Source organism: Ruegeria sp. SATB045, assembly GCF_059613525.1.
This window is the reverse complement of sequence record NZ_JBXWSR010000019.1, coordinates 243,552-262,923: the sequence shown is the minus strand read 5'-3', so window position 1 is coordinate 262,923 and position 19,372 is coordinate 243,552. Positions and strand designations below refer to the sequence as shown.

21 protein-coding genes are annotated in these 19,372 nt (G+C 58.1%); 10 read left to right on the top strand and 11 right to left on the bottom strand.

Features of this window, described 5'->3' with window-relative positions; translation table 11 throughout:
* Position 1: 1 nt before the first annotated feature.
* Entirely contained in the window at positions 2-703 is a 702-nt protein-coding gene (locus AC2FNR_RS06720) for a glutathione S-transferase family protein (RefSeq protein WP_496848477.1), read from the bottom strand.
* 166 nt (positions 704-869) lie between these two features.
* Between AC2FNR_RS06720 and rpiA the strand changes: the two genes are divergently transcribed.
* The 6 genes from rpiA to AC2FNR_RS06690 all read left to right on the top strand — a co-directional run bounded on the left by rpiA (position 870) and on the right by AC2FNR_RS06690 (position 7,027).
* A complete protein-coding gene (gene rpiA / locus AC2FNR_RS06715; RefSeq protein ID WP_170750602.1) occupies positions 870-1,655 on the top strand; it encodes a ribose-5-phosphate isomerase RpiA in 786 nt (261 codons plus the stop codon).
* 101 nt (positions 1,656-1,756) lie between these two features.
* Positions 1,757-3,115, top strand: coding sequence for a glutathione-disulfide reductase (gor, locus tag AC2FNR_RS06710; RefSeq protein ID WP_496848476.1), 1,359 nt, complete (start codon positions 1,757-1,759; stop codon positions 3,113-3,115).
* Between the two features lie 72 nt (positions 3,116-3,187).
* Positions 3,188-4,333, top strand: a complete 1,146-nt coding sequence (gene hflK, locus AC2FNR_RS06705) for an FtsH protease activity modulator HflK (protein WP_170352776.1) — start codon at positions 3,188-3,190, stop codon at positions 4,331-4,333.
* Positions 4,333-5,211, top strand: coding sequence for a protease modulator HflC (gene hflC, locus AC2FNR_RS06700; protein ID WP_170352777.1), 879 nt, complete (start codon positions 4,333-4,335; stop codon positions 5,209-5,211). Before hflK ends, hflC begins: the two co-directional genes overlap by 1 nt.
* Positions 5,211-5,405: a DUF2065 domain-containing protein gene (locus AC2FNR_RS06695; RefSeq protein WP_170352778.1), complete on the top strand. Its 195-nt coding sequence runs from the start codon at positions 5,211-5,213 to the stop codon at positions 5,403-5,405. Before hflC ends, AC2FNR_RS06695 begins: the two co-directional genes overlap by 1 nt.
* Before the next feature lie 131 nt (positions 5,406-5,536).
* A complete protein-coding gene (locus AC2FNR_RS06690) occupies positions 5,537-7,027 on the top strand; it encodes a Do family serine endopeptidase (protein ID WP_414478912.1) in 1,491 nt (496 codons plus the stop codon).
* Positions 7,028-7,257: 230 nt separating this feature from the next.
* Here AC2FNR_RS06690 and AC2FNR_RS06685 read toward each other — a convergent pair whose 3' ends face one another.
* From AC2FNR_RS06685 to AC2FNR_RS06665, 5 genes are all read right to left on the bottom strand, one after another.
* Positions 7,258-7,926, bottom strand: coding sequence for a Crp/Fnr family transcriptional regulator (locus AC2FNR_RS06685; protein ID WP_170750606.1), 669 nt, complete (start codon positions 7,924-7,926; stop codon positions 7,258-7,260).
* Between the two features lie 120 nt (positions 7,927-8,046).
* On the bottom strand, positions 8,047-8,667 hold the full coding sequence (locus AC2FNR_RS06680) for an inner membrane-spanning protein YciB (RefSeq protein WP_170750608.1): 621 nt from the start codon (positions 8,665-8,667) through the stop codon (positions 8,047-8,049).
* Between the two features lie 16 nt (positions 8,668-8,683).
* Positions 8,684-9,586: an EamA family transporter gene (locus AC2FNR_RS06675; RefSeq protein ID WP_170352781.1), complete on the bottom strand. Its 903-nt coding sequence runs from the start codon at positions 9,584-9,586 to the stop codon at positions 8,684-8,686.
* A gap of 87 nt (positions 9,587-9,673) precedes the next feature.
* Positions 9,674-10,855: a signal recognition particle-docking protein FtsY gene (gene ftsY, locus AC2FNR_RS06670; RefSeq protein ID WP_496848475.1), complete on the bottom strand. Its 1,182-nt coding sequence runs from the start codon at positions 10,853-10,855 to the stop codon at positions 9,674-9,676.
* A gap of 58 nt (positions 10,856-10,913) precedes the next feature.
* A complete protein-coding gene (locus AC2FNR_RS06665; RefSeq protein WP_331251860.1) occupies positions 10,914-11,552 on the bottom strand; it encodes a lysoplasmalogenase family protein in 639 nt (212 codons plus the stop codon).
* 133 nt (positions 11,553-11,685) lie between these two features.
* Between AC2FNR_RS06665 and AC2FNR_RS06660 the strand changes: the two genes are divergently transcribed.
* Complete coding sequence (locus tag AC2FNR_RS06660) at positions 11,686-12,081, top strand: hypothetical protein (protein WP_170352784.1); 396 nt, start codon at positions 11,686-11,688, stop codon at positions 12,079-12,081.
* Between the two features lie 7 nt (positions 12,082-12,088).
* Here AC2FNR_RS06660 and xseA read toward each other — a convergent pair whose 3' ends face one another.
* Positions 12,089-13,582: an exodeoxyribonuclease VII large subunit gene (xseA, locus tag AC2FNR_RS06655; protein ID WP_496848474.1), complete on the bottom strand. Its 1,494-nt coding sequence runs from the start codon at positions 13,580-13,582 to the stop codon at positions 12,089-12,091.
* 75 nt (positions 13,583-13,657) lie between these two features.
* Between xseA and purD the strand changes: the two genes are divergently transcribed.
* Positions 13,658-14,920, top strand: a complete 1,263-nt coding sequence (gene purD / locus AC2FNR_RS06650) for a phosphoribosylamine--glycine ligase (protein ID WP_496848473.1) — start codon at positions 13,658-13,660, stop codon at positions 14,918-14,920.
* A gap of 93 nt (positions 14,921-15,013) precedes the next feature.
* Here the strand turns inward: purD and AC2FNR_RS06645 are convergent, their stop codons facing one another.
* Positions 15,014-15,733, bottom strand: a complete 720-nt coding sequence (locus tag AC2FNR_RS06645; RefSeq protein ID WP_496848472.1) for an FG-GAP repeat domain-containing protein — start codon at positions 15,731-15,733, stop codon at positions 15,014-15,016.
* Between the two features lie 62 nt (positions 15,734-15,795).
* A complete protein-coding gene (locus AC2FNR_RS06640) occupies positions 15,796-16,119 on the bottom strand; it encodes a 2Fe-2S iron-sulfur cluster-binding protein (RefSeq protein ID WP_170482635.1) in 324 nt (107 codons plus the stop codon).
* A gap of 127 nt (positions 16,120-16,246) precedes the next feature.
* Here AC2FNR_RS06640 and AC2FNR_RS06635 point away from each other — a divergent pair, with 127 nt between their 5' ends.
* Positions 16,247-16,621, top strand: a complete 375-nt coding sequence (locus tag AC2FNR_RS06635; protein ID WP_496848567.1) for an OB-fold nucleic acid binding domain-containing protein — start codon at positions 16,247-16,249, stop codon at positions 16,619-16,621.
* A gap of 112 nt (positions 16,622-16,733) precedes the next feature.
* Entirely contained in the window at positions 16,734-17,594 is an 861-nt protein-coding gene (locus AC2FNR_RS06630) for a DUF2189 domain-containing protein (RefSeq protein WP_496848471.1), read from the top strand.
* An 18-nt stretch (positions 17,595-17,612) separates the two neighbouring features.
* Here AC2FNR_RS06630 and AC2FNR_RS06625 read toward each other — a convergent pair whose 3' ends face one another.
* Together AC2FNR_RS06625 and AC2FNR_RS06620 are read right to left on the bottom strand one after the other, a co-directional pair.
* Entirely contained in the window at positions 17,613-18,302 is a 690-nt protein-coding gene (locus AC2FNR_RS06625; RefSeq protein ID WP_496848470.1) for a glutathione S-transferase N-terminal domain-containing protein, read from the bottom strand.
* A gap of 23 nt (positions 18,303-18,325) precedes the next feature.
* Positions 18,326-19,303, bottom strand: a complete 978-nt coding sequence (locus AC2FNR_RS06620; RefSeq protein WP_496848469.1) for an alpha/beta hydrolase — start codon at positions 19,301-19,303, stop codon at positions 18,326-18,328.
* Positions 19,304-19,372: the final 69 nt, after the last annotated feature.

Sequence of the window (19,372 nt, the reverse complement as noted above, 5' to 3'; positions counted from 1 at the left end):
ATCAGATAGCAGAGCCTTCCGGAGGGTTAGCGTATGTGGGTGAGGTAAAGGGTGTGACCCCCAACCCCTCGGCCGCGATTGCGGCGCGCGTTGCAGGGCGGGTTTCCAAGTTCATCAGGATGTGTTGCAGGTGCGGTGTATCTGCCAGTTGGTACCAACTGTGATCCGAGCCCGTAGGATACAGCGCCATCCATCTCATCATACACGCAATGTAATAGGTCAAAGCAGATGGTGCGTCTGCCCGAAACCACTCGGGCGCGCCTTCGGCCACGGATTCAAGCAATTTCAGGTGATGGCGCAGGCGAGGCCGGATGCCTTCGCGCAGTGTTTCGGACTGAACTGCATCAATGTACTTGTCCGCGTAGAACAGAATCCGCATGTCGGCATGCAAGGTGTTCGAAGCGAAGAATAGCCATTTCAGAAACGCGGCGCGGTCCGGATTGTCGGCGGCGGGAGCCATCTGCTTGTGTGTGTCAGTTAACCAAAGCAGAATGGCGGCGGTTTCAAAAACCGGCCCTTGGGGCGTTTCAAGAACAGGGATCAACCCGTTGGGATTAAGCGCAAGATATGCGCTGCTGGCTTGCTGATTTCGGGCGCGGTCAACCAATACGGTATCGTAGGGCAGGCGCATCTCCTCCAGCACCAGCCGGATCACCAGCGAGGCGTTGTCAGGGGCGTAGTGAAGGCGATATCGCGTGTCCATGAAACCTATCTATACCGTACATCAATTCCCGAAAGTCTCGATTGCGACGTTTCCCATAGGAAACGCGTAGTTTGGCATTGGTTCGCTGAGGAATTGGCGGATTCGGTCTCGCAGTTGGTGCAGTCATTCCGTATAAGTTTCGGCAGCAAAACAGGGGGATGCTGCAATGACCGTAGGGATGTCACCCATCGACACGGCAAAATACGTCGCCGCGCGCCGTGCAGCCGACATGGTTCAGGATGGCATGCGGGTTGGGTTGGGCACCGGGTCGACAGCTGAATGGATGGTCCGCCGGTTGGGCGACAGGGTGCAGAAAGAGGGGTTGAAGATCAAAGGTGTTCCAACTTCGACCCGGACAGCCCAACTGGCGCGCGAGGTCGGGATCGAGGTTGTCTCGCTGGATCAGGCCGGATGGCTGGATATGACTATCGACGGTGCCGATGAGTTTGATCGGGAATTAAACCTAATAAAAGGCGGCGGTGGCGCGCATTTGCAGGAAAAGATCGTGGCGACTGCCAGCGATCAGATGGTGGTTATCGCGGATGCGGGCAAACAGGTCGAAACGCTGGGCGCTTTTCCTTTGCCCTTGGAAGTTATCCCCTTCGGCTGGCAAACGACCCGAACTTTGGTGGAGGAGGTTTTGGACACGATGGACGTCCTTGGAACCTCGACGACCCTGCGACTCAATGGTGAAGCTCCGTTTGTTACAGATGAAGGCAACCATATCCTTGATTTGCACCTGCAACGTATCGGAAACGCCCGACAGTTGGCGTTGGTTCTGAACCAGGTGCCGGGCGTCGTCGAGAACGGGTTGTTTATTGATATCTGCGACAAGGTTGTAATCGGGCATGGAAATGGTCGAGTAGAAATCCGGGATATCAATGAAGGAACGGTCGAGACCGAGCATTCGCCAGACAACAGCGAGAACTTATTTCTGGATATAGCGGACTAAACTTGGCCCGGTGATAGATTTTTTGGGCGACCAAGGGTTGGCAGTGCGGTATTCGACCCCAGATACTCAACGAATTTTGGCCTGACAAAAAGGAACTCAGGATGAGCTTTGACTATGATCTTTTCGTCATCGGAGGCGGCTCGGGCGGGGTCCGCGCAGCGCGTGTGGCGGCGGGCGAAAACGGGGCCAAAGTGGCCTTGGCCGAAGAAGATCGCTATGGCGGCACCTGTGTCATTCGGGGCTGTGTGCCCAAAAAGATGATGGTCTTCGCCAGCGAGTTTTCGAGCATGGTCGGCGACGCGCAGGCCTATGGTTGGGATATCCAACCCGGCGCGTTTGATTGGGATACGTTCCACGGCAAGCTGGTGACAGAACTGGACCGGCTGGAAGGTATCTACCGCAATATCCTGAAAAACAACGGCGTCGAAAGCTTTGACCAGCGCGCACATATCGTTGATGCACATACGGTTGAACTGGCCGACGGTACCCGCAAGACCGCCAAACACATCCTGATCGCCACCGGCGGTCGCCCGGTTGTGCCGGACTTCCCCGGGTCAGAGTTGGCGATCACATCGAACGAGATTTTCCACCTGCCGAAACTGCCCGAAAGCATTCTGATCGTTGGCGGCGGTTATATCGCCAGCGAATTTGCCGGGATCATGAACGGGTTGGGCGTGAAAACGACTCAGTTTTATCGCGGCGCGCAGATTCTGCGCGGCTTTGACGAAGAGGCGCGCGGTCTGATCTGTGAAGAGATGCGCCAGAACGGCATCGACGTGCGTCTGGGCACCAATGTGCTTGAGATGACGAAAGAGGGCGACAAGATCCGCGTCAAGGCCACCGACGGCACCGAGGATCAGTTCGACGTGGTCATGTACGCCACCGGTCGTGCGCCCAATGCAGATAACCTGGGGCTTGAGGCCGTAGGTGTTGAGCGTGGCCGTAAGGGTGAGATCATCGTTGATGAATACAGCCAGACCGGCGTGCCCTCGATTTATGCCATCGGGGATGTGACTGATCGTGTAAACCTGACCCCGGTTGCGATCCGCGAGGGCATGGCTTTTGTGGAAACCGTGTTCAAGGGCAACCCCACGCCCGTGGATCATGACCTCATCCCCACCGCCATTTTCACCCAGCCCGAAATGGGCACTGTGGGCCTGAGCGAGGAAGATGCCGCCGCGCAGGAGCCGATCGAGGTGTATGCTACTTCGTTCAAGCCAATGCAAAAGGCGTTTGCAGGTGGTACTCAGAGGGTTCTGATGAAGCTGATCGTGTCTCAGGCGACACGCAAGGTTCTGGGCTGTCACATTGTCGCCCCCGGCGCAGGTGAAATGATCCAGCTGGCCGGAATCGCCGTAAAAATGGGCGCGACCAAGGAAGATTTTGATCGGACGGTTGCGGTTCACCCAGTCATGGCCGAAGAGCTGGTGACAATGCGGCAACCTGTGCGCACTGCTTGATTTGCAACCGCGCGCACACAAGTTACAAGGGAACCCGTGATCACACGGTCCAACACAAGGGAATAGATACACATGGCGGGCAACAGCGGTGGCCCCTGGGGGGGCGGAGGCTCTTCTGGCGGCGGAGGAAATCGGGGTAACAACGGGAACGGGCAACGCCCGCCCGAAGGCGATGGCCCGCAGATCCCCGAGATCGACGAGCTGATGAAAAAAGGGCAAGAGCAACTGCGCGTTCTGATGGGCGGTCGTGGTGGCTCGGGCCGTGGCGGCAATGGTCAGGGCAGCGGGGGCGGCGGTCCCATCTTTACCAAAGGGACCATAGCAATTGGCGCGCTGGTCGCGGCCGGACTATGGGCGGCTGCAAGTTTTTACACAGTGAAACCAGAAGAGCAGTCGGTAGAACTTTTCCTGGGCGAGTTCTCCTCTGTCGGGAATCCTGGTCTTAACTTTGCCCCGTGGCCCTTTGTAACTGCAGAAGTCATCCCGGTTACGCGCGAACAGACCGAGGATATGGGCGGTGCACGCGGTAGCGATGATGGTCTTATGCTGACCGGCGACGAAAACGTGGTAGACATCGACTATCAGGTTGTCTGGAACATCAACGATCCGGCAAAATACCTGTTCAACCTGCGTGATCCGCGCCAAACCATCCAGGCTGTGTCGGAATCGGCGATGCGTGAGATTATTGCTCAAAGCGAGCTGGCGCCGATCCTGAACCGGGATCGTGGTATCATCGGTGAACGCCTGCAAGAGTTGATCCAGTCCACGATGGACAGCTACGATTCGGGCGTAAACATCATCCGTGTGAACTTTGACAAAGCCGACCCGCCGCAAGACGTGATCGCCGCCTTCCGTGACGTTCAGGCTGCCGCGCAAGAGCGGGATCGATTGCAGAACGTTGCTGACGCCTATGCCAACCAAGTTTTGGCGGAAGCCCGTGGTGAGGCTGCGCAGGTTCTGGAACAGGCCGAGGCGTATCGCGCTCAACAGATCAACAGCGCACAGGGTGAGGCCAGCCGTTTCAGTGCGGTTCTGGAAGAATACAGCAAGGCACCTGAAGTGACGCGCAAGCGCCTGTATCTGGAACGGATGGAGCAGGTTTTGGGAGATGTCGACAAGATCATCCTTGATGAGAACTCGACCGGTTCGGGGCAGGGAGTTGTACCTTACCTGCCGTTGAACGAACTGCGCCGCAATTCTGGGCAGGAGAGCAACTGATGCGTAAATCACCCATTATCCTCATCATCCTTGTAATTATCGGCGTCCTTGGACTGTCTTCGATCTTTATCGTCGATGAGCGCGAACGTGCTCTGGTTCTGCGGTTTGGCCGAGTTGTCGATGTCAAGGAAACGCCGGGCCTTGCCTTTAAACTGCCGATCTTTGATGAGGTCGTGCGCTATGACGACCGCATTCTGTCGATCGACGTACAACCGCTTGAAGTCACGCCTCTGGATGATCGACGTCTGGTGGTCGATGCCTTTGCCCGGTACCGGATCGCGGACCTGAACCAGTTCCGTCAGGCTGTTGGTACCGGTGGCATCCCGGTTGCCGAGAATCGTCTGGATAGCATCCTTCGTGCCGAGACCCGTGAGGTCCTGGGTTCGGTGTCGTCCCGCGATATTCTTAGTTCGGACCGGGCCGCACTGATGCTGCGCATTCGCAACAGCGCGATTGCTGAAGCACGCGCGCTGGGTGTGACTGTTATCGACGTACGTCTGAAAGCAACAGATCTGCCGCAGGCCAACCTTCAGGCGACCTTTGACCGGATGAAAGCCGAGCGGGAGCGTGAGGCCACCGATGAGCGCGCCCGTGGTAACGAGGCGGCGCAGCGTGTGCGGGCGCAGGCCGATCGTACTGTGGTTGAACTGGTCTCGGATGCAAACCGAGAGGCCGAGATCATTCGTGGTGAAGCCGACGCCGAACGCAACGCGATCTTTGCCGAAGCCTATGGTGCGGATCCTGAGTTCTTTGAGTTCTACCGTTCCCTGTCGGCCTATGAACAGGCGCTGCAGGGGGGCAACAGCTCGTTAGTTCTGAGTCCAGACTCTGAGTTCTTTAACTATCTGAAGTCGCCTTCCGGCCAAGGCGGTCGGTAATGGGCATGATCCTTCTGGCCTTCGGGCTGGTGTTGATTGTCGAGGGGCTGGCCTATGCGCTGGCCCCTTCGCTTATTGAGCGTATGCTCGAGGCGCTGCGTGCGTTGCCCGAACAAGCACGGCGACTGGCGGGGCTGCTTTGTGTGGTCAGTGGATTGGTGCTGCTGTGGGGCGCGCATCAGGTCGGGTTTTAACACAGGGTTTTCACTTGCCGGTGATTTCTCCGCGATCCTCAGTTGCGGGCTTGGCCAAACCGACTACATTGGTTGCCAAGGAGGAACGCCTAAGGGCGATCCAGTTAGAGTTGACGACAAGGAGTTCCCAAGTGCAGGCACAAGCGCGCAGTATTTCCGTCCGGCGGGACGAGGTTGTTGGTTTCACGCGGCTGATGTGGTTGGCCTTTGTCGGGATGCTGTTGGTTCTGGCGCAGACCGTCTCCGCGCAAGCACGGGGCGAAAGCCTTGCTCCTCTGGCCGAAAAGATCAGCCCGGCGGTGGTCAACATCACAACGTCAACTCTGATCGAAGGCCAATCCGGTCCTCAGGGGATCGTACCCGAAGGGTCTCCGTTTGAGGATTTTTTCCGCGAATTTCAAGACCGCGGGAATAATGGTCAGAACGCCCCGCGCCGCAGTAATGCGCTGGGCTCGGGATTTGTGATTTCTGAAGATGGGTTCATCGTAACCAACAATCACGTCATCGCAGAAGCCGATGAAATCCTAATCGAGTTCTTCCCCGGCGATGGCCAGCCTGTAAAAGAGCTGCCCGCCAAAGTGATTGGCACCGATGAGAAAACCGATATCGCGCTTCTTAAGGTCGAGGCGTCGGGGCCGCTGCAATATGTGCAGTTCGGTGACAGCGATGTGGCCCGCGTGGGCGATTGGGTGATTGCAATGGGTAATCCGTTGGGTCAGGGATTCTCGGTCTCGGCCGGTATCGTATCTGCGCGCAACCGGGCGCTCAGCGGATCGTATGATGACTACATTCAGACGGATGCCGCAATCAACCGGGGTAACTCGGGCGGTCCGCTTTTCAACATGGAGGGCGAGGTAATCGGAGTGAACACCGCGATCCTTTCCCCCAATGGCGGCTCGATCGGGATTGGTTTTTCGATGGCGTCAAACGTCGTGATCAAGGTCGTGGACCAGCTGCGCGAGTTCGGTGAAACGCGCCGTGGTTGGCTGGGTGTGCGCATTCAGGACGTGACCGAGGATATGGCCGAGGCGATGGGTCTGGACAAACCGGGCGGTGCGCTGATCAGTGACGTGCCGGATGGTCCGGCCAAGGACGCCGGGCTGCTGGCAGGCGACGTGATCCTCAGCTTTGATGGGGTCGAGGTCGAAGATACCCGTGGTCTGGTCCGTCAGGTTGGAGAGACCACAGTTGGCAAAGCAGTCCGTGTTGTGGTGCATCGCGACGGCGGAACGCAGACCGTTCTGGTGACGTTGGGCCGACGCGAAGACGCTGAGCGGTCTGAGAGCAGTGAAGAAGATGCGCCCGAAGCGCCGGTTGAAGAAAACGCCGATATTCTGGGCCTGACCATCTCACCACTGACGGATGAGCTACGGTCAGATTTGGCCTTGGATGCAGAGGCCGAAGGTCTTGTGGTGACCGAAGTTGATGAAGCGTCGGAAGCCTATGCCAAAGGTTTGCGCGCTGGTGACCTGATCACTGAGGCCGGGCAGCAAAAAGTGACATCGATCGAAGATTTCGAAACGCGCATGGTGGAAGCAGGCGAAGCAGGGCGCAAATCGTTGCTTCTGCTGGTACGTCGCGGCGGAGACCCTCGCTTTGTCGCGCTGAGTCTGGAACAGTAATCAACTTCCAAAAAACAGTGGAAGGCCAGAGCAAGCGCTCTGGCCTTTTGTTTTTCGCGCTTTTTTAAGACTGACCAATAGAAAGAGCCACGCGCCGGGGAAGGCACGTGGCTCTGATACAGGGAGAGGTCAGTGGACAGATATCGGGGATGATTCTCTGACCTCCTACGGTAACAGTTATTAAGATAGTCTTAACGAGTGGGAGAGTATGTGAAGCAGGTCACAGCCCGTCAGATCAAATCAGAATCTGCAAGTTCCCGCAGCGCGTCAAAGTCGTGGATCTTAAGGCCGCCGCGCGATGCCTCGACCACTTTGTCCCGCTTCCAGGTCGAGATCGTCTTTGACACTGCCTCTCGCGTTGCGCCAACGAATTCAGCCAGTTCGCTTTGCGACAGAGTGATGCGATTGCTTGCGTCGCCTTGCAGGTCAGACAGGTGCAGCAATTTACGTGCCAGACGGATCGGCATCGGCAAAAAGACCTGTTCGTTCAACTGAGAGCCCATCCAACGCATCCGCAATCCGGCCAGCCTGATCATATCAACGGCAAGGTCGGGGTGCTGACGAATCTGGTTCATGACGTCCTTGCGTCGGACTCGAAGAACGCGAGACGGTTCGGCGGCGGCAATGGTGGCGGTGCGTGGGCCGTTGTCGAACAGGCCGATCTCACCAAACACTTCTCCGGGTTTCATAAGGGTCAGAGACAGCTTGCGGCCGCTCATCGCCAGAAAGGAGACTTCAAGCGTTCCTTCAAGGATCGCATAGAGAGCGTCGCCCTCGTCCCCCTGTTCAAAAAGTACATCTCCTTGGGTCAAGGAGATCTCGGTCGCCTGAGCCGATAGCATGGTTCTCAGCCGGTCAGATGCCTCGGCCAGAAAGCCGGTGTTTGGAAAGGGCGTCATATTGGTGGTTTAACCCAAGGGATTGTGAGTGGTCCCACAACTTTTCACAGCAAACGCCTTTAGCCAAGGTTTTTGTGCACTTATTTTATATCAGAGCGACGTCCGCGACCTTCTGAACCTTCAGCCGTCCTGATTTTCATTTTGGTCGGGTTCTTCCATATACGTCTGCAACATGCTGAATTGCAGCATTAAAAACGCCATCAGCGCGATTGGAAACGCGAAGGTTTCGATTTTCACCCATAGATCAGTCGATAGGGTGCGCCACACCAGTTCATTCGCCACAGCAAGAACTGCGAAGCACCCGCACAGACGGCGGGTCAGTATCATCCACCCTTCGTGCCGCATCGGCAGCATCTCGTCCAGCACATAGGCCAAATAGGATTTGCCCTGCAGCAGGCCTATGCCAAGGATCGCGGAGAAGAACCCATAGACCAGCGTGGTTTTCATTTTGAAAAACCGCTCGTCGTTGAACCAGGCCGTCAAGCCACCGAAGAAGATCACCATGAACGCGGTGAATATCTGCATTCGGCTGAGTTTCCCGGTCAGTACCCAAAGAACAGCCATTGCCCCTAACATAAGCGGGACAAAGATAATGGTGGCCACGATGAACCCCGAGTATTCGGTTCCCGCGAATTCAAAGCTGTCGTCGCGCAGACGCAGGTAGATGAAAAAAAAGGCCAACGGAGGCCCAAGCTCCAGCGCCTGTTTCAGGAAAGGGTTGATCTCTTTTTTGCCTGTCATCACGGATTCCTGCTGCTTACCCGCCCATTTCAACTATTACGGCGCCAAGTGCAATCAATGCCATCAACGCAATCCGTCTGGGGCCGACGGTTTCTTTGAGGATCAACCAACCGATCAGTGCAGCAAATACCGTTGAGGTTTCACGCAGCACAGCGGCTTCGCCGACCTTGTCCAGTCGGGTGGCCAGCATGATCGAGCCAAATGACAGCGGCGCGATGATACCTCCGGCGAGTCCGCGCAGCATCAAAGGTCCAAGAGCCGGACGATGGATCATGGCCCGCCATCTGAGAAATGCGTAGAATGGCATCGCAGCCCCGTCGATCATGAAGAACCACGCCAGAAACGTGAAAGGATCCGCCGTGGCGCGGATGCCATAGGCGTCATAGGTTGTATACAGCGCCACGAACAGCCCCGTCGCGATGGCCAATGCAAGGGCAATGCCCAACGTCTCACGATTTGTTTCGAGAAATTTGAAGTTGTAGGCGGCCAGACCGAAGATACCGGCAAGAAGGACGGCGACTCCGAACCATTGGGTTCCGGTGAAGGTTTCACCGAACAAAAGATAAGCGCCGATGACGGTGAACAGTGGGCCGGTGCCACGTACCACAGGATAAACGACCGTGTACGATCCCTTGGTATAGGCCAACGCCTGAAGCGTTTTGTACAAGATATGGATCACCCACACGACGGCAAAGATGGGCCACATGTAGGGTTCAGGCCAGGGCACGACAAAAAGCGCAAAGGGGGCAGCCATCAGGCAATAGCAGGCGTCGATAGCCCCGCGCGACATCCAGGGGTCGTGGCGTCCCTTTTGTAACGCTCCGAAGGCTGCGTGCAGAAAGGCAGCCATAAGCGCCAGCGCCAGTGCCAACTGGTGACCTGCTTCGGTGCCTTCCAGTGATATCAGCCAGTCGCTCAATACAAGTGCTCTTTCACGGGTGGTGAGGCCGGGGGTTTTCCACCCCCGGACCCCCGAAGGATATTTTTAGCCAGATGAAGGGGCGGATCAGTTTTCCAGCCCAGTCAGGGCTGCGGCAAACTCTTCGGGATCGAAAGGCGCGAGGTCGTCGATCTGCTCACCAACTCCGATTGCGTGGATCGGAAGACCGAACTTGTCGGCCAGCGCGACCAAAACCCCGCCCTTGGCCGTTCCGTCGAGTTTCGTCATCACAAGCCCCGACACATCCGCCAGCTTGCGGAAGGTTTCAACTTGGCTGAGTGCGTTTTGCCCGGTGGTGGCGTCCAGTACCAGAAGGGTGTTATGCGGAGCGGTTTCGTCGACCTTGCGGATGACACGGACGATTTTGGCGAGTTCTTCCATCAGGTCTGTGCGGTTTTGCAAACGACCCGCCGTGTCGATCATCAGAAGATCCGCGCCTTCCTCTTGTGCTTTGGTGAGTGCGTCAAAGGCAAGAGAAGCAGGGTCCGAGCCTTCCGGAGCAGTCAGGACCGGCACTCCGGCGCGATCCCCCCAGACCTGCAGCTGTTCAACTGCGGCAGCGCGGAAGGTGTCTCCGGCGGCAATGACGACCTTTTTCCCGGCGGTTTTGAACTGGCTTGCGAGCTTGCCGATGGTTGTGGTCTTGCCGGATCCGTTAACGCCCACGACCAGCACCACCTGCGGGCGTTTTGGGTAAATAGGAAGGGGTTTCGCCACCGGCTCCATGACGCGGGCGACTTCTTGCGCCAGAAGCTGTTTGATTTCTTGCGTCGAGAGTTTGCGACCGTACCGCCCCTCGGCCATGTTCGAGGTTACGCGCAGGGCAGTGTCGACGCCCATATCCGAGGCGATCATCAGTTCCTCGAGCTGTTCCAGCATGTCGTCATCCAGCGCACGGCGGACAACGGTCTTTGGCTCACTTCGGCCAAACAGACGCCCCAGCACGCCTTTGGAAGACGTAGCTTCGGGAGGGGGTGGCGCTGGTTGTGGATCGGCAGGCGACGGGTCGGGCGTTTCGACCGGCTGCGGCGTGGGTACAGGGGCGGGTGTTGGTTGTGGTGCGGGTACTGGTTCCGGCGTTGGTTGAGGTACTTCCGGAACAGGTTCAGGCTGCGGTTCGGGCTCTGGTATGATCGGGTCCGGGGTTGTTGTTTCCTCGCCGCCATCCTCGACGATTGCGTCCAGCCCCTGTTCAAGGCGGGACGAGGATTTGAAAAGCTTGTTCTTTAGCTTTGAGAAAAACGCCATTTTTGGTCTCCGCAGGTGTTCCCCTCACCTAATGCGGATTCGCAGCGGTTGCAAAGGGTCAGGCAAACGCCAGCAGTAACCCCACCTGCGCCCCCCAGTACAATATCCAAATCGGATAGGGTGTAACTTTCCGAGATGGGTGGTTAGGGGGCAAAAGGAATTTCTCGGTGGCCAGGATCAGGTCTGAGGCGATGAAGGCAAGGGCAGCGGGCAAGGCCAACCACAGCGCGTCTGTATCCGGTAGGGTCAAAACCGCGATCCCCATCCCCAAAATGATCGGAATATAGGCAAGCACCGGGCCTTTCAGGTCACCTGCGCGCGGGGTCAGCAACGTGGCGGCAATAATACCCAAAACGATCAACGACCAGAACATGGCCGGTCGTTCCCAAATCAGGCCCGGGTCGCTGGACGGATGCGTGAGAAACAACGCAATATAGGCCAGATGCCCGGCGGCAAACGCTCCGATACCGGCCATGAAGGTCTGGTCCGTTTCGCGTGACAGTAACGCATCCCCGATTGCGCAAAGGGCAAGTGCCGTCGACAAGAGCAATGGCGCACCGCTGAAAACCGCAATGACGGCCAGTGTGCCAACTGAAGCGGTCTTAAAAAACGTTCTCGCCGTGCTGACAGGTTTTGGGGCCATTGGCATGTAAGCCAGCGCACAGGCGGATGCGAAAATCAGCAGAACAGTGGTCACGCGTTGGTCTCCGGGTTGGTGATCAAACCAGAACGCCATGATCATGCGGTCAATTCAACGGGTTACGTCAGGGCAGGGTGGTCTGACGCAATGGTAATTGGCCTTGTCTTCCGGCTTCTGACAGAATGACTGCATGCTGAGACACATCGTGATTCTTTTAGCCCTTTCCGCGCAGGCGGTCGGTGCCCAGACGGCCCTGTCCGGGTCCGAGTTCGATGACTATACACGCGGTAAAACCCTGTTTTACGGGTTTCAGGGCGAGGTTTACGGTGTCGAACGGTACCTGCCGAACCGTCGGGTGATTTGGTCCTTTTTGGATGGCGACTGCAAAGAGGGCGTCTGGTATGAGCAGGAGGATCAGATCTGTTTCCTCTATGAAGACAGGCTTGATCCACAATGCTGGCGCTTTACCCGGTCTGGCGCTGGGTTGATTGCTCAATTTGAAGGAAATCCCGACCAGACCGAATTGTATGAGGCCGAGGACATCGACGAAGAGATGATTTGCCTCGGGCCAGAGGTCGGAGTTTAAGTGTCACTTAGAACAATGAGCCTTGATCCGGTGCGTCTTTTTTAGGCGATTTTTTTGGTGCCGGTCGCGGCGCCTGCGGCTGTCCCGTGGTGAGCATACCATCGGCAAATTCAATCTCTAGTGCGTCGTGTTTTGCAGCCTGCTTCTTTGTGGTTATCACTTGATCGTCGGCTCGTACCACGGCGTAACCACGTTGCAACGTCGCCTTGTAGCTGAGCGTTTCGCGCAGGCGGTCCGTGGCCTCTAGCTGTTGCCGCATCCGGTCCAAACGCAGGGTGTGGGCCGCGCTCATCCGTTCGCTTAACCTCGAGAGAGTTTGGCGCTGCACCTCGATCTCGCGCTGGATGGGGCGCAGTGACAGGCGCGAGGACAGGTTGCGCGCCGCCTCTTGTCGGCTGCTTACAAGATTGCGCAGGGTTGAGGGCCGCAGATGGGCAGAGAGCCGCACCACTTGCAACTGGCGGTTTTGCACGCCGCGCTCCAGCGCTGGGGTTAAGCGATCTGCAATCAAATCAAGCCGTTGGCGCGGAGAGTTCAACAAGCTGTCCGGGCGCGGCAAGGCGCGGGACAAGTCGCGCAGGCGTTGGCTGCGGCGTTGCACGGCATCGGTCGCGGCGCGGGACAGGCGCGCGCTTTGCTCGCCGGTCCAGGCCAGTAGCTCCATTCGAACGGGCACAGCCAGTTCGGCGGCTGCAGTGGGTGTGGGCGCGCGACGGTCCGAGACGAAGTCGATCAGCGTTGTATCAGTTTCATGCCCCACAGCCGAGATCAGCGGGATCTCCGAGGCCGCAGCCGCCCGCGCGACCGCTTCTTCGTTGAAACCCCACAGGTCTTCGATCGATCCTCCGCCGCGGGCAACGATGATAAGGTCGGGGCGCGGCAGGGCACCTCCAGGCGAGAGTTGGTTGAAACCGTTGATCGCGTTGGCAACCTCGGGCGCGCAGTTCGATCCCTGCACGGCGACAGGCCAGATCAGCACCTTGCGCGGGAACCGGTCGCGCAGGCGGTGAAGGATATCGCGGATCACCGCGCCAGATGGTGATGTCACTACGCCGATGATCTGCGGTAGATAGGGCAGGGGTTTCTTGCGTTCAGGCGCGAACAGCCCTTCGGCCTCTAGCTGTTTCTTACGCTTTTCCAGCAACGCCATCAGTGCGCCTTGGCCTGCGACGGCGACCTCATCGACATTCAGGTTGTATTTCGATTGCGCGCCAAACGCGGTGAGACGCCCGGTTACAACGACCTCAAGCCCTTCTTCGGGCACCACGGACAGTCCCGAGATCTGACCCTTCCACGTGGTGCAAGCCAGCACGTTCCGGTCATCCTTGATATCATAGTAAAGATGGCCCGAGCGCGCCTTGAACACGCGCCCGACCTCACCACGCACACGGATTCGGCCAAAGGTGCTTTCCAGTGTGCGTTTTACCTCGCCGGAAATGTCGGAAACACTGTATTCAGGTGTGTTTTGGCCGGGAATGGGATCGTCAAGCAGGTCGGACATTTCAGCGCCTTGTGTCAAATGCCCACCCAGCTTAGAACGCGCGGAAGGCGAGGCCAAGCAGATCGGAGAGCAGTCATGAATATCCTCATTCTCGGGAGCGGTGGACGCGAACACAGCCTAGCCTGGGCGGTGATGCAGAACCCCAAGTGTGACCGTCTGATCGTCGCGCCGGGCAATGCCGGAATTGCTCAGATTGCCGATTGCGCGGCTCTGGACATCGAAAATGGCGGCGTTGTGGTCAGCTTTGCCGAAGACAACGCGATTGATTTTGTGATTGTCGGCCCTGAGGCCCCCTTGGCGGCTGGGGTTGCCGACCGCCTACGCGAAGCTGGTGTTCTTGTCTTTGGCCCCTCGGCTGCGGCGGCGCAGTTGGAGGCATCAAAGAGTTTTACCAAGGAAATCTGCGACGCCTCGGGCGCGCCGACGGCAGCCTATGGGCGCTTTACCGAGGCCGAGCCCGCCAAGGCCTATATCCGCGAACAAGGCGCGCCGATTGTGGTCAAGGCCGATGGTCTGGCCGCCGGCAAGGGCGTGATCGTGGCGATGGACGAAGCGACCGCGCTGGAGGCCATCGACGACATGTTTGGCGGGGCTTTTGGCGGGGCCGGGGCCGAGGTGGTGATCGAGGAATTCATGGAGGGCGAGGAGGCCTCGCTTTTCGTGCTGTGTGACGGAGAGGATATCCTGTCGGTCGGCACCGCGCAGGACCATAAGCGCGTAGGCGAGGGGGATACCGGGCTGAATACAGGCGGGATGGGAGCGTATTCTCCGGCTCCGGTCCTGAGCGCCGAGGTCGAAACCCGCGCGATGGAAGAGATCATCAAGCCGACCGTGGCCGAGATGAAAAAGCGCGGGATGCCGTTTCAGGGGGTTCTCTATGCGGGTTTGATGATCAAGGACGGGCAGCCGCGACTGGTGGAATACAATGTGCGCTTTGGCGATCCCGAATGTCAGGTGCTGATGATGCGCCTGGGCGCGCAGGCGATGGATCTGATGCATGCCGCAGCCGAGGGCCGTTTGCGTGAGGCGCAGGTGAACTGGGCCGATGATCATGCGCTGACCGTTGTGATGGCGGCTCAGGGATATCCGGGGTCTTACGAGAAGGGCAGTGTTATTGGCGGTCTGGACGGGCTGCCCGAGGACAGCAAGAACATGGTCTTTCATGCCGGGACCAAGGCTGCGGATGGGCAGGTATTGGCCACGGGTGGTCGGGTTCTGAACGTCACCGCTCGGGGCGAGACATTGCAGGAGGCGCGTGATCGGGCTTATGCGATGGTGGATGGGATTGACTGGCCCGGCGGGTTCTTCCGTCGTGATATCGGCTGGCGGGCTTTGTGATCTGATTTCCGGGCTGCGCCCGTCTCGGTTTTTTGGGGCGAGGGGCCAGCCCCTCGCGCTCCCCGGGATATTTGGGGTCAGATGAAGGACGGATCAGCAAGTGAGTGCGTTTGTTAGGTCACTGCGCTTCTTGAGGGGGCCAAGGTTGTTGGTTTGCCAGCCGTCTTGATAAGAAACGCCGACGATGGTGCTCCAGTCGGCGCTGGCGACGACCATCTCGAGGCCGGTGCCGCAAGCACGGATGGCGCTTGAGATGAAAGCCTCTCCAATTTTGTGGTTTGTCAGACCGCGCAGTGCCGCGATTTCGGTCAGAGCGCCATCTTTGAAGCGCCAGATGCGCAGGGTTTTGCTCAGGTGAGGGCGGTCGATATAGGCGATCTCGACGTAGCCGTCGCCGTCCAGATCGGCCGCGCCGATCGGTGCGAGCCAGCGGAAACGGGTGCCGATATGCGGGGTGGCGGCGATCTTTTCCCCGTGCGCGTTATAGATGGCGAGTTGTGCGCCTGTATCCTTCTGGGCTTCGACAACCAGAACTTCGAGCGTGCCGTTTTGATCAACGTCCGACAGCCGAGGCGCTAGATCTTCGAAAACACGGTCCTCGGGCAGGCGGATGGTCAGGGCAGATCGTTCCTTGGCGCCCGTCGAGCCTTGTGTGGCAGGCGTGTTTTCTATGGTAAGCTCAAGCGCTCCATATTCGATCTGATCCCCCAGGACGCCATGAGGATATCGGGTCGTGGGTTCGGTATAACGAGCCGCGACAATCGTATCTGCAATGGCAGGGGCTGTTGTGACCAACCACAAGCACATTGCCATAAGCGCGCCGCGAGACCTGCCTTGCCAGAGGCGAGAGAGTCGGCGCGGCGCTTTGGAGATCATCAGATCTGCTTCTCTGGCATCTGAACGACCAGACCGTCCAATGCGTCGGTGACTTTGATCTGGCAGGTCAGGCGGGACCGCGCTGGGTCGGGCTCAAACGCAAAGTCCAGCATGTCCTCTTCCATGTCGTCTTTGGCAGGCACTTTCTCGACCCAGTCAGGGTGGATATAAACATGACAGGTCGAGCAGGCGCAGGCGCCGCCGCAATCGGCCTCGATGCCGGGGATGTTGTTGTCACGGGCCCCTTCCATGACGGTCAGTCCGTTGGCGACCTCGACAGTGTGCTCGGTACCGCCATGCTCGACATAGGTGATCTTTGCCATTGCGTGCGTCTTCCTTTTACGATGTTCGAAACCTTCCTTAGTCAAGCCATTTAGGTCTTTCCACCCTCATTTGCGACTCGGGATGCCGCGACTGGACATTCCTGTGATATGTTCTATCTTTGTTCACATGCTTGTTGCCCCTGTTCGTCGTGCAGTTCCAAACCGAGACTGGCCGCGCCCACCGACCTGCCTGCCAGCCAATCGGCTGGACGATCCCCCCGATAACGCCCGTGTGACCGTGGCCGGGCTGGTGATCTTGCGGCAGAGACCGGGAACCGCCAAGGGCGTGATCTTTCTGACGCTTGAGGACGAGACCGGCATCGTGAACGTAGTGGTCTGGCGCGCGATGTACGAGGCGTTCCGTCGCGCGGTGATCTCGGGGCGGTTGTTGCGAGTTACAGGGCGGATGCAACGGGCGCATTCCGTGACCCATGTGATCGCGGAAGAGATCGAGGATATCTCGGGGATGTTGGACGTGTTGGTGCGGGGGGAGGGAGCCTAGGCGCTGCCATCCACTCCTGCCTTGTCCAAACGCCAGCGCTGATGCACAATTTCATCATTAGATGTTGGGCGCGCCGACAGACCACCACGTTACGCTTTGGGAGGAACGTGTCATGCCATCCAAAACCGCAGACTCCACACCGCCAGAGGACCTGACGCCCCAGCAGCAGGACAGGGCCGACGTCAATAAAATCACTGTCGACGATATAACCGCCTCGTTAAAAGCTGGCTTCTCTGACTTTCTGGCGCACCCGGTCATGAGCGGCTTTTTCGGTCTGTTCTATGCGGTGTTCGGAATTCTTCTGGTTTGGGTCATGGTCTGGCTGGGTAAGATCTGGATGATCATTCCGGCCATTGTCGGCTTTCCGTTGATTGCACCATTTGCGGCCGCTGGGCTGTACGAAATGTCACGCCGGCTGCAAAACAGAGAGGACTTCGGATGGTCTGAAATTCTGACCGTCATGGCCAATCAGCGAAAGCGTGAGATGGGCTGGATGGCCTTTGTTACCCTGTTCATATTCTGGGTGTGGGTTTACCAGATTCGGCTATGGCTGGCGATTATCCTACAGGACGCCTCTTTTTCGGACTTGGACGGGTTTCTGAACACCGTATTTTTCACTCCGCAGGGCTGGACGTTTCTTGCTGTGGGCACGGCCATAGGGGCATTTCTGTCAGCGGTCCTGTTCTCGACAACTGTCGTTGCCATGCCTATGCTGCTGGATCGCGAGACCAATTTCGTCTCTGCCATGCTCACATCAATCCGGGTTGTCACCGAGAACCCAGTGGTGATGCTGAGCTGGGCTGCGATCATCTCGGTCACGATGCTGCTGTCGCTGGTTCCGGCGTTTTTGGGCCTGATCTTTACACTACCGATCCTGGGGCACACGACGTGGCATCTGTACCAGCGGGCCGTCCCGCCGGTGGCGGATAATTCGCCCGCTGTCAGTACAAGCCACGCATCATCCGCAGGTTAGCAAGGCTTTTGGCCTAATTTACCGCTTGAACAAATTGCTCTGCGACTGCTTGTCTCGATGGTCCCCGCGCAATTCTGCATGTAGCGCCCGACCGGCCTGAACCCCGGGGCGGGCACTGACGGTTTCCAGCCAGCGGGTGAAATGTGGCTTGTCCTCCAGCACCTGTTGCTGGCCTTCCCACAGACTGGCCCAGCCCCAGATCGACATGTCTGCAATGGAGTAGAAATCGCCCGCGACATATTCGTTCTCGGCCAGCCGCCGATCGAGCACGCCGTAAAGCCTGCCAACCTCGGTGCGATAGCGATCCTTGGCATAGGGCAGGTCTTGTGGCGGGTTCAGTTGCGGGGCGTATTTCAAAAAGTGGTGCGCCTGACCGGCCATGGGTCCGACCCCGCCCATTTGCCACATCAGCCATTCCTCAACAGCGATCCGGTCACGCTCGGTCTTGCCGTAGAACCGCCCTGTCTTGCGTGCCAGATACATCAGGATGGCACCGCTTTCGAAAACCGAGATCGGCCTTCCATCCGGGCCGTCGGGGTCAACGATGGCCGGCATCCGGTTGTTGGGTGCGATTTTCAGGAATTCTGGGTCGAACTGGTCACCTTTGCCGATATTGATCAGGTGGGTGGTGTAGGGCAGGTCCATTTCTTCCAGCGCTATGGACGCCTTCCAGCCATTCGGCGTCGGCCAGAAATACAGATCGATCATAATGTCTCCTCAGCTTGAGGGGATCATGAGGCTTTCTGCGCAAAGGGCAAGAGGGCGTGTGGCCGGGGAAGCGCAAACAACCGTGACCAGCGTGGCGCTGGCAGGTCGGGCAGGCCAGTCTGCAGGCAACCCAGACACAAACGGTCGTCGTGGCGCAGCAACGTGTTATACAACCGCAAAACGCCCGGTCGAGTATAGCTTGACCAATGACAGATGCGACGCTGGGGCATGCCGACTGGCTGTACGACGCGGGACAGATGGGCCAAAGTTTGCGGACAATCCAGTTGTAGCGTGACAGCGTTTGGGGCTTGTAGCCCTGTTCCTATGCTACGGTCTCCACGTCGGGGTGGCTGGATCAGCCATTCATAAGCCATGTCAAACAGATCGTTTTCCCGGCTGGTCACATTAACGAATTCAGCAGATCGACCGGCCGGTGTGTCCAACGCACAAAGCGCTCGGCTTTGGTAGGCTGCCCCCGTCAACGAGATAATGCGGTTCAACGCCCCGGATCCAGAGTGGTGCAAAGCCTCAAGCGCCAGTTCGACACCCATTGAATGGCCGATGAAATGTATCGGTCTTCCCGGGTTCAACCGACGCAAATCGCGGATCAGCCCGGCCAATGCGCGACCGGCCTCGACGGCGCGACGACGCGCCGCCCATACTGGCCCCTGGGCGTTCCAGCCAAATGCGATCCCCAGCCCTTCATCAGCGAACCCCGCGCCGAACCCAAGCTGCTGTGGCCAGCTTGGACAACCAAAGTACGTACCATCCGGATTCAGGGCTAAAATATGTCGATGTGGGCAGGCTTTGGCGTCGTCGGGCCTGTATTTATACCCGTGGGTCATGATGACGACAGGGCCCGATACATCCCTTGTACGCCGCAGCACGCTATAGACGGGACGGGGGCTGCGATGGAGGGAAATCTGGTCGTCTTCGACGTTGATCCTGACTATTGGCATCTGCTCAGCCTCACACAAGATGTAGTGGTGCTCGTCTGTCATGACGCTATGACGATTGGGTGAAAGACAGGTTACAGAACCGTGACGTTGCACCGGTCAGGGTTGACGCCT

Coding starts and splice junctions, on each gene's coding strand:
- AC2FNR_RS06720 (WP_496848477.1), bottom strand. CDS start 703: ATGGACACGCGATATCGCCTTCACTACGCCCCTGACAACGCCTCGCTG.
- rpiA (WP_170750602.1), top strand. CDS start 870: ATGACCGTAGGGATGTCACCCATCGACACGGCAAAATACGTCGCCGCG.
- gor (WP_496848476.1), top strand. CDS start 1,757: ATGAGCTTTGACTATGATCTTTTCGTCATCGGAGGCGGCTCGGGCGGG.
- hflK (WP_170352776.1), top strand. CDS start 3,188: ATGGCGGGCAACAGCGGTGGCCCCTGGGGGGGCGGAGGCTCTTCTGGC.
- hflC (WP_170352777.1), top strand. CDS start 4,333: ATGCGTAAATCACCCATTATCCTCATCATCCTTGTAATTATCGGCGTC.
- AC2FNR_RS06695 (WP_170352778.1), top strand. CDS start 5,211: ATGGGCATGATCCTTCTGGCCTTCGGGCTGGTGTTGATTGTCGAGGGG.
- AC2FNR_RS06685 (WP_170750606.1), bottom strand. CDS start 7,926: ATGACGCCCTTTCCAAACACCGGCTTTCTGGCCGAGGCATCTGACCGG.
- AC2FNR_RS06680 (WP_170750608.1), bottom strand. CDS start 8,667: ATGACAGGCAAAAAAGAGATCAACCCTTTCCTGAAACAGGCGCTGGAG.
- ftsY (WP_496848475.1), bottom strand. CDS start 10,855: ATGGCGTTTTTCTCAAAGCTAAAGAACAAGCTTTTCAAATCCTCGTCC.
- AC2FNR_RS06660 (WP_170352784.1), top strand. CDS start 11,686: ATGCTGAGACACATCGTGATTCTTTTAGCCCTTTCCGCGCAGGCGGTC.
- xseA (WP_496848474.1), bottom strand. CDS start 13,582: ATGTCCGACCTGCTTGACGATCCCATTCCCGGCCAAAACACACCTGAA.
- purD (WP_496848473.1), top strand. CDS start 13,658: ATGAATATCCTCATTCTCGGGAGCGGTGGACGCGAACACAGCCTAGCC.
- AC2FNR_RS06645 (WP_496848472.1), bottom strand. CDS start 15,733: ATGGCAATGTGCTTGTGGTTGGTCACAACAGCCCCTGCCATTGCAGAT.
- AC2FNR_RS06640 (WP_170482635.1), bottom strand. CDS start 16,119: ATGGCAAAGATCACCTATGTCGAGCATGGCGGTACCGAGCACACTGTC.
- AC2FNR_RS06635 (WP_496848567.1), top strand. CDS start 16,247: ATGCTTGTTGCCCCTGTTCGTCGTGCAGTTCCAAACCGAGACTGGCCG.
- AC2FNR_RS06630 (WP_496848471.1), top strand. CDS start 16,734: ATGCCATCCAAAACCGCAGACTCCACACCGCCAGAGGACCTGACGCCC.
- AC2FNR_RS06625 (WP_496848470.1), bottom strand. CDS start 18,302: ATGATCGATCTGTATTTCTGGCCGACGCCGAATGGCTGGAAGGCGTCC.
- AC2FNR_RS06620 (WP_496848469.1), bottom strand. CDS start 19,303: ATGACAGACGAGCACCACTACATCTTGTGTGAGGCTGAGCAGATGCCA.